The sequence below is a fragment of the Flavobacterium sp. T12S277 genome (assembly GCF_048514875.1).
GTDB lineage: Bacteria > Bacteroidota > Bacteroidia > Flavobacteriales > Flavobacteriaceae > Flavobacterium.
Genome location: NZ_JBLYEG010000008.1, coordinates 169,237 through 183,513, shown reverse-complemented (window position 1 = coordinate 183,513; position 14,277 = coordinate 169,237). Strand labels below are relative to the sequence as shown.

The 14,277-nt window shown below is 38.6% G+C and carries 3 protein-coding genes; all 3 read right to left on the bottom strand.

Going from position 1 to position 14,277, the window contains the following annotated elements:
• Window position 1: 1 nt before the first annotated feature.
• On the bottom strand, window positions 2–3,178 hold the full coding sequence (locus tag ACN1CN_RS13590; protein WP_419136045.1) for a non-ribosomal peptide synthetase: 3,177 nt from the start codon (window positions 3,176–3,178) through the stop codon (window positions 2–4).
• 61 nt (window positions 3,179–3,239) lie between these two features.
• Window positions 3,240–9,503 (bottom strand): amino acid adenylation domain-containing protein, encoded by a 6,264-nt coding sequence (locus tag ACN1CN_RS13585; protein WP_419136044.1) that lies wholly within the window; start codon window positions 9,501–9,503, stop codon window positions 3,240–3,242.
• A 19-nt stretch (window positions 9,504–9,522) separates the two neighbouring features.
• Window positions 9,523–14,259 (bottom strand): amino acid adenylation domain-containing protein, encoded by a 4,737-nt coding sequence (locus ACN1CN_RS13580; RefSeq protein WP_419136043.1) that lies wholly within the window; start codon window positions 14,257–14,259, stop codon window positions 9,523–9,525.
• Between the last annotated feature and the right edge of the window lie 18 nt (window positions 14,260–14,277).

The window sequence follows — 14,277 nt, the reverse complement described above, 5'->3', positions numbered from 1 at the left end:
CTTAATTTATTTGCTGTTTCTTTTTTAAAATTGACATCGTCTGCTGTACGATGTCAACAGATTTCAAATTTTTCTCGTCTGCTTCTTCAAGAACCGGTTCTATATCCTGTGTGATATGATTGACAAGTGCTTCAATAGTGCTAAACTTAAAGGCGTTGAGCACTTTTAAGTTGATATCCAGCTCTTTGTTGACCATTCGGACCATTTTCATGAGAGAAATAGAATTGCCTCCTACTTCAAAAAAAGGATCCTGTATGCCAATATTTTCATTACAGAGGATGGTTTTCCAGACGTTCAGTATTTTTGCTTCCAACTCGGTTTTAGGCAAAGTATATTGTTCGCTTTTAACTGTTTGCCTGCCTAAAGTCAATAAGGCTTTGGTATTTGTTTTTCCGTTGATCAGAGTTGGAAATTCCTCTACCCACACTATTTTTGAAGGAATCATGTACGCAGGCAATTTTTGCTGCAGCTGATTTCTCAGTTCCCTTTCGTCCAGTTTTTCGGGCCCTGTGTAAAAGGCGACTATTCTTTTTTGATCTTCCTTCTGGTTATCCGCTAAAACGATAGCCTTTTTAATTTTTTGCTGTTCCTGAAATACGGCTTCGATTTCACCAAGTTCTATGCGATATCCGTTTAACTTTATCTGACTGTCTTTTCGGCCTATAAACTCCAAAACTCCATTAAAATGCCAACGGGCTAAATCGCCAGTTTTGTACAGTTTTTTTCTTGAAAAAAAATCTGTTCTAAAAACTTCTCTTCCACCAGCTTCATGGTTTAAATATCCCTCTGCTACCTGTTCGCCGGCAATGCAAATTTCTCCGGGAACTCCTATGGGCACGAGATTATTTGCCGAATCCAACAGGTATATTTTAGAGCCTTTGTTTGGGGTTCCTATCAGTTGTGGATTGTAACGTTTTTGTTGGTGCAAATAAGTTTGTCCTGTTACAAAAATGGTTCCCTCAGTAGGACCGTACAACACATGAATAGAAGCGTTACGAAATACCTTTGACAAATCTTCCAGCGTTTGGTTGGAAGAAGCTTCTCCTCCCATAAATACCTTTGTGATATGTGAAAAACGATCTGCAATATCAAAATCAATAATATAATCGAGCAGCTGTCTCATTAAAACCGGTACCGCATGAAATGCATTGATCTTTTCGATTTCCTGGTTCAAAAACGCAAGATCCTGTATGGTCTCCGTACTTAGTACTGTGATGGTACCGCCTATTGTTAAAGGATAAAAAACTTCAAAGAAAAAAATATCGAAAGAATTTGAGGCTAAAACAGGGAAATGTGCTGTGGCAGCTGTTCCAAATTTTTTTCGGCAATTGGCCAAAAGCACACTGAAATTCTGATGTGTCACCATAACCCCTTTTGGCTTTCCGGTTGACCCTGAGGTATAGATGGTGTAAGCAATTTGAGAAGGCTTAATTTCTCTGTTTAGGGCAGCGTCATTCTGAGTAGAGTTTTCAAATTCTTTGATGTTATTTTCGTTCACTACCAGTACACACTGACTACTTTCTGTTATGATTTTTTTTCTTTCTTCCGGAAAATGAGTATCAATCGGGACATAAACTGCGCCTAGTTTAAAAATGGCTAAAATGGTTACGATTAACATTTCTGAGCGCTCTAACTCGACCGCTACAAAATCATGCTCTTTAATTCCATAACTATCAATGAGATAATGCCCAAGTTTGTTACTTTTTTCATCTAATTCCTGATAACTAAGCGATTCTGTGTTGTACTTTACCGCCGTTTTATTTGGATTTTTTAAGACCTGCTTAGAAAAATAACTGATGATGGTATGGCTTGCCGAAATATCAAAAGTCTCTCTGTTGAAATCAAAAAATAAGCGGTTTCTTTCTTCTCCTGCTACTAAATCAATTTCAGAAAATAAACCATCCGGATTTTCGAGAACCTGAGTATAGAGATGCTCAAAGCATTTTTTTAGGTTTTCTATAAATTCAGCACTGTATTTTTGCGCATTGTACGTAAACCTCAGCAGGGTATCGATGCCCGGAACTATAGCCAATGAAAAATTATAATTGGTCTTTTCAAATGCTTCTACAGCTACTACTTTTAAGGCATCCTGAGCCGAATTAATTAACTCTTCCTCTAAATATTCCTGTGCCGGATAATTTTCGTAAACTACCAAAGTATCAAACAACTGCTGTCCCAAATTACTCTTTGATTGTATTTCTGCCAGTTGAATATAATGATTTGGAATACTCTCTATGGCCTCTTTTTGAGTAGCGATAAGGATATTTCTTAGAGTTGCCGCCGCATCAAATTTTATCCGTACCGGAATTGTATTGATAAAAAGCCCCAGCATTTCCTCTATTCGGTCTACTTCTGAAGGCCGGCCTGAAACGACACTCCCAAAAACAACATCCTCGGTATCATTGTATTTCGCCAGCAGCATTCCCCAAATGGTCTGAAAAAAGATGTTTTCGGTAATCCCTAATTTTTGGCAAAGTGCTGTAACCGCCTCTTTATTTTTTCGGGACAGGGTATGAATTGTTTTCACTTCTGTTTCTTCCTCCTTTTGATTTTCAGGGTTAAAAAACGGTATTCCGGTGCTGGTTTCAAATCCCGAAAGATAATCCTCCCAATAGGCTGCTATGCTTTTTTTATCGAGCTGCGTCAGCCACTTGCTGTAGGCCGAATTACTTGGTGGCGGCGCTAATTGAACCGCATGACCAGCCAATAAACATTTGTAAACGTAAAAAAAATCTTTTATCAATATCCCGGCACTCCAGCCGTCTAAAATAATGTGATGGTAACTCCAGATGAACTCGAAGACATCCTCCTGCAGTTTAATAACGGTAAGCCTTATTTGTGAACCTTTGTTTAGGTTAAATCCTTTTTCGCGATCTGATTTTTTAAAATTTTCAAGCGAAAAATTTTTATTGGCACTCTCATCCTGGTAATTAAAACCAGAAGGGACACTTTCGAGTACCACTTGTAAAATATCATTTACTGTTGTATTGTTAAAACAGGTTCTTAGTGTTTCATGTCTCGACACCAAAAAATCAAATGTTTGATGTAATAACTCAACCTCAACTTTCCCGTAGATGTGGTAGCAGGACTGTTCAAAATACTCCTTGTCTGAGATTTGCCAGCGAAAAAAAATTCCCTCCTGTAAAGGGTTTAGTGCATATATTTCTTTTATTTTCATAGATTAATTACGGTTCGATTTTAAGGGGCTTTCGATTTAAGGGTTAGTTTTTTCTATTGCATCATATGGTGATATTCTCGCTTTCAACATCTTCCAGTTCTTCGTTATTGACCCAAACCATATTATCAATTTCGTTGGATAAACTGGCTACGGTTGGATGGTTAAACAGCTCGGACAGGCTAAGTCTGATCTCAAATTCGTTGTGGATCAGGTTGAACATTTTGACGGCTTTTAAACTGTGTCCGCCCAGGTCAAAAAAGTTATCCGCCAATCCTATTTTCTCGATTTCTAAAACGTCTTCCCATATTTTAGCCAGTGCTTTTTCAGTGGCTGTGGCGGGTTCGATATAGGCTGCGCGCTCGGTTTCTAAAAGGGTAACTTCCGGAAGTCTGGCTCTGTCTACTTTTCCATTGATGTTTAACGGAAATTCGTCTAAAAAGGCAAAATGACTTGGAATCATGTATTTCGGCAACTGGGCTCTGAGCCAGTTTTTCAGGGAGCTGCTTTCGATTTCTCTATCGGCCACCAGATAGGCTACTAAATTTTTCTCTCCAGCCGCACTGTCGGTTATGACAACCAAAGCGGAATCTATGGCCTCATGCGAACATAAGATGTTTTCGATTTCTCCGAGTTCTATTCGATAACCACGCAATTTTACCTGATTGTCTTTTCTTCCAATAAATTCGATCGTATTGTTGGCCGTCCATCTTCCTAAATCACCGGTTTTATAAAGTCTTTCCTGTGTATTGTAAGGGTTTGTTATGAATTTGGAATGGGTCAGTTCGGCATTGTTCAAATACCCTCTGGCAAGACCATCACCTCCTACACATATTTCACCAATCGCTCCTTTCGGTACTAACTGATGATTTTTATCCATCAGGTAAACGGTACTGTTGCTTATTGGGACACCTATCGGAACAGTCGTTTTTATTGGCAAGTCAATGGTATGGGTTAGTGAAAATGTTGTGTTTTCAGTTGGCCCATATCCATTGACAACTACTAATTCAGGGTAAGTGGTCTTCAGTTTCGTGATATGGTGGGGAGATAAAACATCACCTCCGCATACTATAGTTTTCAGATTTTTAAATAAGATGAGGTTTTCGTCTACCAGCTGATGCAGCCAGCCTGCGGTGAGCCACATTATGGTTACGTTTTGGTTTGCCACAACTTCGTTCATCCCTCTTACCGACAGCAGGGTATTTTCGTCGCAAATGACCAGGGTTCCCCCGTTTAAAAGCATTCCCCAATACTCGAAAGTAGTGGCGTCGAACGAAAATGCACCGGTAGCTAATAGTACTTCTTCTCCCGTAAGGTTGATAAAATTGGTGTTTTTGACCAATCGTACAACGCTTTGCTGTTCGATTAAAACGCCTTTGGGTTCACCGGTAGAACCTGAGGTGTACATGACATAAGCCAGATCATTTGCTTTCGCATACTTGCTTTCAAACTGAGCCGAATATTCGTGCTGCGTTTTTACAAATTCTTCGATTAAATCAACCCGAATCAAACATTCTGCATTGGCATCTTTAATGATGTAACTGATTCGTTCCTGAGGATAATCGGCCGCGATTGGAACATAAGCACAACCCGATTTCAGAAGGGCTAAAATGCTTATAATCTGCCATTCGCTTTTTGGCAAATAGACTGCTGCCAAATCGCCCGTCAGGTTGCAGTTTTCTTCTAAATAATTGGCCAGTTGATTGGCAATAGTATTGAGTTCCTGATAACTGTACTTTTTCTCTTTATAGACCAAAGCTGTTTTTTCAGGTGTCGATTTGACTTGTTTTTCAAACAGTTCTATAATAGACGACTCTTTTGGATAATGAGTTTGATGACCGCTCAATTCTTTTAGCAAATGCTCTTTTTCAGCAGCTGTCAAACAATCAATTGCGCTTATTTTCTGGTCGGCCTGAGTGCTGATCTGCAATAGTATCTGCTCTAAATGATGGAGTAATGAGGTGATTTTTTGAGCAGAAAACACATCGCTATTGTACTGTAAGGATACGGTAAGTGTGTTGGCTGTAATTAAAAAATCAAACGTCAGATCAAACTTGGCATTGATGCCGTTTCCTATTGCATCAATAATGGAATCAATATGTGCTGCATCCTCTTTTGAGTTGTTTTCTTCTCTGGCAGTAACGACAATGTCAAACAGCGGGTTTCTGCTGGCATCGTATTTAATGTTTAAAAGACTGATCAACTCATCAAGTGGAAATTTTTGATGTTCTTTTGCCTGAATGACATTCTCCTTTACTTGTTTTAAAATGTCTAAGAAGGAGGCATTATCTTCTAGATGTGTACGTAACGGAATTGTGTTGGCGTAAAAACCTATTTGATCAAACAATTCCGGATAATCACGGTTGACGATCGGGCTTCCGGTAATGATGTCCTGATCTCCGGTATTTTTATAAATTAAAACATTGGCTGCTGCCAAAAAGACCATGAAGAGCGAAACTTCCTGACGGTCGCACAAGCTGTTTAGTTCTTTTAGGACACTGCCTTCCAAAACTTTAGAAATTACCCCTCCGTTATGTGTTTTAATATTAGGCCTTTTTTGGTCTCCCAATTCACTCAAAATCGGTAAATTGCCTTCAAATTGTTTGAGCCAGTATTCTTTATCTGCGACAATGGCATCGCTTTTAATGGTGCTCTGCTCCCAGGTTGCATAGTCTTTAAATTGTACAGCCAAAGGCGGTAAAACAACTTCTTTTCCTTCATTGTATTTTTCATACAAAGCATACAACTCTTTTACAAAAACATCTGTAGACCAGCCATCAAAAATGATGTGGTGGAAAAGAATGCTTACGATCCATTGGTCGTCTTTGGCACTTATCAATCCAACCTTCATCAATGGAGGTGTTTCTAAGTCAAAAGAGACATCGCCAGTTTCTGCAAGTGCCTGTTGTAAATTTTTTTCTAAGGTTTCGCTGTTGCGCAAATCCAGATACTCAATTTCTAACGGATCTAGTTTTTCTACCGGAACGATTATTTGTCTCGGTTCTCCGTTTTCATTGGTAACAAAAGCGGTTCTTAAAATTTCATGTCGCTCTATTAAATGCTGCAATGCTTTAGTAAAAGGAGCAATCTTTACGGCCGCATTTTTAACATCTATGATTCTGATATTGTACGCTTTATTGGCCTGTGCATCTATCGAGCAGATATTCCACATTCTGTATTGAGAAGAGGACAAAGGATAACTTGCTGCTATTGCTGCGGGAGGAATCGATACCGTATAACCATTTAAAGAGCTGTCAATAAATAGCGCCTGTTCTTTTATGGTAGGATGGGTATAAATTTCCTTGATGTTGAGGTGTATTCCAAAGCGCACAAAAATTTGATTGGACAGTTTAATCATTTTTAAACTGTGTCCGCCCAGATGGAAAAAGTTATCCTCAATTCCAATCGCTTTTCGATCGAGAATGCGCTGCCATATTTCGGTCAGTTTTATTTCGGTTTGGGTTACTGCCCCAATGTATTCGGTTTCTTTTACCGTGTTGGTCTGCAGCGGATGCGGTAGTTTTTTGGCATCTATTTTTCCGTTTACGGTTAGCGGAATTTCTTCCAGTTGTATGTAATAATCCGGGATCATAAAAGAAGGCAGTATTCCTTTCAGAAAAAGAGCCAGCTCCTGTGGTGCCATTTGTTTTTTGGCCTTTAAATAGGCTACAATTTCTTTTTCTTCTCCTGATACCGTGATTGTTTTGGCAATAGCAAAATCGACATGCTCATTTGATAAGAGTGCATTTTCTATTTCTTCTAACTCTATTCGATATCCTCTTACTTTAACCTGATTGTCTTTTCGGCCTACAAATTCTATTTTACCATTTGGAAGTCTCTTCACCATATCTCCCGTTCTGTACAGTTTTTCATCTGTCTTGAAAGGATTTACGATAAATTTTTCAGCGGTTATTTCGGCTTTATTCAAATAACCTCTTGTGACCTGATTTCCTGAAATACACAATTCTCCTATGCTGAAATAAGGACATAATTTTAAATGATCATCTAATACATAGGTTGCATTATGAGCATTGCTTTTTCCAATTATCGCATTTGGGAATTGTTTTACACCTGGCAGATAACTTTCAGATGTGATAAAAATAGATCCCTCGGTTGGTCCGTAGAGCACATTGATGACAGCATTTGTAAATACTTCTCTAATTTCTTCGAGTATCCCCACCGGAATTTTATCACCGCCGATAAATATAGATTCTATATGCTGATACAAGGGTTGGCTTTTATTGGTTTTGATGTGATCGATAACGGCTCTCATAAGGGTTGGCACGGCATGAAAACTATTGGTATGGCTAAGAATTTTCGTGAGCTCACCCATGTCTTTTATTTCCTCATTGGGTACCATAACCACTTTTCCTCCTGCCAGTAAGGGGTGGAACAATTCGAAAAGAAAAATATCAAAAGAGTTGGAAGCCAGTAAAGGCATTGAAGGCTTTTGAGAAATGACAAAATTGTCTTTAGTGTTGACCAATAAAGCGCAAATGTTGCTGTGCTCCACCAATACTCCTTTTGGTTTTCCTGTTGATCCCGAAGTATAAATCAGATAAGCCAAGTCTGAGGGTGCAATTGTTACCGCTGATACCACCGTCGCTGTTTTTGGAGCTGCTTTAAAACGCTCTATAAAATCGTCGTCGATAATAATCCCGCAATTGGTGTCTTCCAGTATATAATCTACCCGGTCCTGTGGCAAATTGATGTGCAGCGGAACGTATACCGCACCGGCTTTTAAAATTCCCAACAAGGCCACCACAAGCCAGTCGCTTCGGTCCAGCTGCAATGCTATAAAATCTCCTAAACCAACGTTATGTTCCAATTTAAGGAAGTTTGCAAACTCATCTGCAATTGCATTTAATGCTGCAAAGCTGTACTGCTCTTCACCATAAACCAGCGCAATATGATTCTGATTTTCGGCTACCGCATTTTCAAATAACTCCACCAAAGTGTATTCGGGAGACCTTTCTTTCAGTCCATCATGTCCGGATAATGACAATACGGCTTCTTTTTCGGATTCCTTTAAAAGTTCTATTTCTGAAACCGGGAGCTCAAAATTGGCTACGACGGAGTTTAAAACCTGCTCAAAATGATCCTTAAGATAGGTTATGCTGCTATTTTCATATTTTTCAGCATTAAAAGTAAAACGGATGCTGATGTCTTTTCCCGGAATAATAGCGAGTGAAAAGTCATAGTTTTCACCTTCATAAAATTCGGTTTCTAAAAGCGTAATGTTTGTTTTTTCGTTTTCGGCCAATTCACTGGCTATGGCTTCGGCAGCAGCATAATTTTCAAAAACGATGATATGATCAAATAACGGCTGATTGCCATTAACACCGAGCTGTATTTCGCTAATCGAATTGTAATGATACGGCAGACTTTTGATGGCCTGCTCCTGTGTTTGCAGCAGGATTTGTTTTACGGTAGTCTGATGGTCGAATGAAATTCGCACCGGAATTGTATTGATAAAAAGTCCGATAATATTGGCCACATCATAAATTTCTGCGGGTCTGCCCGATACCACTCCACCAAAAACTACGTCGCTTGTATTGTTGTATTTTGCTAATAAAATTCCCCAAACGGTCTGAAAAAAGACATTCTCGGTAATACCGTTTTGCTGGCAAAAAACACCCAACTGCTCTCTTAAGTCTCCGCTAACGCTATAAAAAACTTCTCCTGGACTATAAGCATCTGTGTTCTTTTTTGGAAATGGCAAAGTGTTTATACCCTGAAAATCCTCTAAATAATGGTTCCAATAGTGCAATGATTTTGCTTTGTCGTTTTTCATTAACCATTTCACATAGTCTGAATAGGAAGTGGCTTTTGGCAAAATGTTTGTTTTCCCCTGAACCAGTCCTTCGTATATAGCAAAAAACTCACCAATCAAAATGCCAATGCACCAGCCGTCCATAATAATGTGATGGTGGCTCCATATCAATTCATAGTGATTTTCACTTGTTTTTAATACCGCAAGACGCATTTGTGAACCCGTACTGAGGTCAAAGCTCTTAGCGATATCCTGCTCTTTTACGGATGCTATAGTTTCGTTTGAATTTTGAGTGATGTCCAGATAGGTAAAATTGGACGGAACCTCATTTTGAACAATTTGTAAAAGATCTTCCCCTACATTATCGCGGAAACAAGTTCTCAGCACATCGTGTCTTGCAATCAGCTGATCGTAACTTTCTTTGAGATAATGAAGGTCAAGTTCGGCCTGTATTTTATAAGACGATTGTTCGAAATACATGGATTTAGAAAGTTTCCAATGGAAATAAATTCCTTCCTGCAATGGTGTTAACGGGTATATATCTTTAATTTTCATGGTTTTTTGACTAGTACGGTTATAGCATTTTGTTCAATTCCTCCAGACTGCTTAAATCCAGCCCTTTGTAGGTAAAATCAACAGGGGTTAAATGAGTTTCTTTTTCTTCGGAAAGACCCGAAATCAAATGTTCCAGTTCTGTTTTATACGCTTCTTTTAAGTTTTCTATGGTTTCGTTTTTGAAGTAATGAGGATTAAATGAAAGCATGAGCTGCAGCTGGCCGTTGATTAAGATTCCTGATATATCGAGTGTTCCGGTTCTTTCGGTGTCGGCCGCGATTTCCTTTCCTTTGGCGATATCGGTAAATTGAAACAACTGGTCTTCTTTCTCCGATTTCCCTAAATCAAAATCGCCCAGGTAGTTGAAAGAAACATCGGCTTTTATATTTAAATCACAGCCTTTTAGGTATTTTAAGATCCCAAATCCAATACCTTTATTTGGAATTCGATGCAGCGTTTCTTTTACTTCTATGAGCTGATGGATGTTATCGTGTTTCTTTTTAAGCGCAATCAATACCGGATAGATTGTGGTAAACCAACCCACCGTTCGGGTTACATCTGTGTCTGAACTGATGTCTTCTCTTCCATGACCTTCCAGCTGAATGGCTACATTTTCTATATTGAAATTTTTACCTATTGCCAGCGATAAGGCAGTAATCAAAACATCGTTTATGGTGGTTTTATAGGCTTTATGAGATTCTGTCAGCAATTTTTCAGTAGTGTTTTGATCCAACTGAAATACTTTTGTTTCAAAATCTTTATACAAATTGACACCCTGATACTCAAAATCTTTAGGAAGTTCTGAGGTATTAAATTGTGCTGTTTCGTTTATCGACGACCAATACACTTCCTCTTCCATCATCGTCATTGAATTGGCATATTCCAATTGTTTTTCCTGCCAGTATTTTAAGGAGTGTGTTTTTAAAGGCAATTCTAATATCGTTCCGGCTTCGTATTGCGCGTACAATTCCATTAAATCTTCCAGAATAATTCTCCAGGAAACGCCGTCAACCACTAAGTGATGCGAAAGCAGCAACAAATAATCGGCATCCTCTTTTTTTAAGAGAACCGCTTTAAACAAAGGGCCATTTTCTAAGTGGAAAGAAGATTGATGCTGTTCACAAATTGCATTGAATTCAGCATCAGCAACATTGGAATGAACTTGCAGATGGAATTCAAAACCTTCATTTTTAACTTCCTGAATCCAGTGACTATTTTCCTCTTTGAATACTGTTCTTAAGGCATCATGATGCGCGGTTAGTTTTTGAAATATTTGTGTCAGTCCTTCTTCAGACAATGGTTTTACTGATTTTAATACAATCGACTGGTTAAAATGATTTTTATTTCCGGAGGTCTCTTCAAAGAAATATTTCTGAATGGGTGTAAGCGGAATGGTTCCTTCTACCGCAGTCTGGTCTATTTCTTCCTTTACCAATTTTACGTGCAGCGCCAGTTCCTGTATAACGGTATACTGCATAATATCCTGTACCGTCAGTACAAAACCAATTTGTTTTAGTTTGGAAATAATTTGTATGGCTTTGATAGAGTCTCCTCCCAAGGCAAAAAAATCAGCTGTAACACTTACATTTTCTTTTTGCAATATTTGCTGAAATACATGTACCAGAGCAGCTTCAATTTCGTTTCCGGCTGGTATGTAAGCGGTTGCATTTACAGACTCTTTATTGGCCAAAAGCAACAGCGCTTTTTTATCTACTTTACCGTTTGGCAATAACGGAAATTCACCCGACTGAGTGTAAGTCACTGGGATTGCGTATACCGGTAATTGTTCTTTCAGGTGTTTTTTCAGATCGTCGAGATTGAGTGCTGTACGGGTTAAAATATGTCCTACTAAAGCCTCTTCGCTATAGGTTACCACTGCTCCGTCGACACCTTTGAAATTTAGTAAGGCATTTTCAATTTCTCCCAGTTCCAGACGATTTCCTCTGATTTTGATCTGATTGTCTTTTCGGCCTAAAAACTCAATATTGCCATCCGAAAATCGCTTTCCTAGATCCCCCGTTTTGTACATTTTAGTTCCGGGTTCAAACGGATTGTCTATAAATTTTTCTTTGGTAAGTTCGGGGTTGTTTAAATATCCGCTAGACAATCCTTTACCGGCAATATGAAGTTCGCCTATAAGTCCGTCAACTGCCAGTTCATTGTTCTCATTTAAAATATAAACCGAACTGTTTGCAATGGGTTTTCCGATGGAAGGAATAAACTCCTGCCCTTGCTCATATACATAATAACTGGCCCAAACCGTACATTCGGTAGGTCCGTATTCATTAAAAAGTTTACAGTTTTTTAGTGTGGTAACACTCTGATGCAAATCAACCAATCCTTTTGTGCATTCTTCTCCTGCTACAATAACCGTTTTTAAGGCATTGGTACGTTCTTCCAATTCGCTAAGCAACAATTGATAGTAGGAAGGAACGGTAAGCAAATGAGAAACCTCTTCGGTCACAATAAGATCGACTATGGTATGGATGTCCGAAACTCTAATTTTAGGTGCAAAAACCAATTTTGCTCCTCCTGCAATGGTTCCGAAAATTCCGGCGATCGAACTGTCAAATGAGATGGAAGACAGTAATAAAAAGGCTGTTGCATCCGGATACGTATCGAGTCTGGCAATCGTCGAAAACATTAAATTTTCATGATTGATCACCACTCCTTTTGCATTACCTGTAGAGCCCGAAGTATAAATTACATAAGCGGCATCAGCAGGATTTACCTGTACTTCAAGTGTGGCACTTTCTGTTCCAAGCGCATCCATCTGAATGTCTGTGGCAAAAAATTCGCCCGTATAAAAGTCCAGATCAAAAAGATACTCTGATTGTGTGAGCAGGACGTTTAACTTACTGTCCTGAATAATATCCTGAATTCTTTGTTTTGGATATTCCGGATCTATTGGCACATAGGCACTCCCCGTTTTTAAAATCCCTAAAATGCACACTAATACATTTTCAGAATTGTTGATCATTAGTCCGATAAAATCGTTCTTTTTAAGAGTATGATTGGCGAGCAAATAATTGGCCAGTCGGTTCGATTGTTCGTCTAATTCTTTATACGTCAGCTTTTTGTTTTTAAAGGCCAGTGCGATCGCTTCGGGCTTTTTTTGTAGCTGTTCTTTAAATAAATCCAGTATTGTTTTTCCGTGATCGTAAGAAAGGAAATCGCCTTTGGAAATTTGCAAAAGCGCTTCTTTTTGCTGCGCTGCGATATGTTCTAATTTATAGATTTGTTCCTCAGGATTGTTTACAATTGAGTTCATGATGACCGTAACATGACCGGCAATCTGCTCTACGATTTTTGCTGAAAAAACATCAGTATTGTACTGAATGTTCAAAACCAAGTTGTCCTTTTCTTTGTAGAAACTAAAAACCATATCAAATCGGCTGGTTGCTAGTTTTTCTTCAAATTCATAAGCCCACACTTTAAGACCTTCCAGACTTTCGCTTTTTTTAGAGTTGTCATTTTCTCCGTAAATGACCTGAACGTCAAAAAGAGGGTTTCTGCTCGGATCTCTTTTTAAGTTTAGTTCTTTAACGAGTGTGGCAAAAGGAAACATTTGATGTTCGTAGGCACCAAGTACCTGCTTTTTGGTATAGTCTAGCAATTCTAAAAAAGTGTTTTCTTTTTTAAACTGCATTCGAATGGCCAGCGTATTTCCGTAATACCCAATCTGGTTTTGCAAATCGGCATCTTCCCTACCGGAAACCGGAGTTCCGATGATGATATCCTCCTGAGTCGAAAATTTATACAACAACGTATTGATTACGGCTGTCAATCCCATAAACATGGTAGCGCCATTTTCTCTGATCAGTTTTTCAACTGCCTCTGATAATTTGGCATCGATTTTCTTTTCTACAGTACCGCCATTGAAGGTTTGCAGTATCGGTCTTTTTTTATCGACCGGCATGGTTAAAACCGGTAATTCTCCGCTAAATTCATTAAGCCAGTAGGTTTTAAGCTCCTCGTATTTTTTGCCCGTAAGCTGTTCGTTTTCCCAGTGGGCATAATCCTTATATTGAATTCTTAAAGCGTTTAGATTGTTGGCTCTGTTTTGCTTTTTCGAATTGTACAATTCCAATATTTCCCCAATAAAAATATTCATCGAAACAGCATCCACAATGATGTGGTGAATGGTGTAAATAAAGGCCCATTTGTTTGGCTCTAACTGGTAAAGTTTTGTTTTAAAAAGCGGTCCTTTGGATAAGTGAAAAGGAATTACAGCATCCTTAGCAATTTGTTCTTTTAAAATTTCATCTGCATTTGCAGTATTTTGTAAATCAGCATATTCAATTGAAAAATCAATCGCTTCTATTGCTTTCACCACCTGATTGGCACCTCCGTTTCCATCTTCTTCAAAAACAGTTCTCAGACTTTCATGACGCACTACTACTTCCTTCAGGGATTCATTTAAAGTATTTTGATCCAGCGTTCCTTCAAAAATATATCCTCCTACAGAGTTGTAGGCCACATTTCCTTTTTCGGACTGACTTAAAATCCAAAGTCTTAATTGTGAAGAAGACAGCCCGTATTTTGCATCCGGATTGCTGTCAATTTTAGGAATGACTCCCGCTTTGTCGTACTTGTATTGGTTAATAAAACTAATTAAATCGGCTTTGTTTCTTTTAATTTCGTCAATAATATCGGGAGTTAACGCACCTGCAGGCGCTTTAATGTCAAGATTATTGTCTTTTACGTCAATATGAATGTTCTGTTCTTTTAGTTTTAAATATAAATCTGATACCATAAGATGAATTATTAAAGA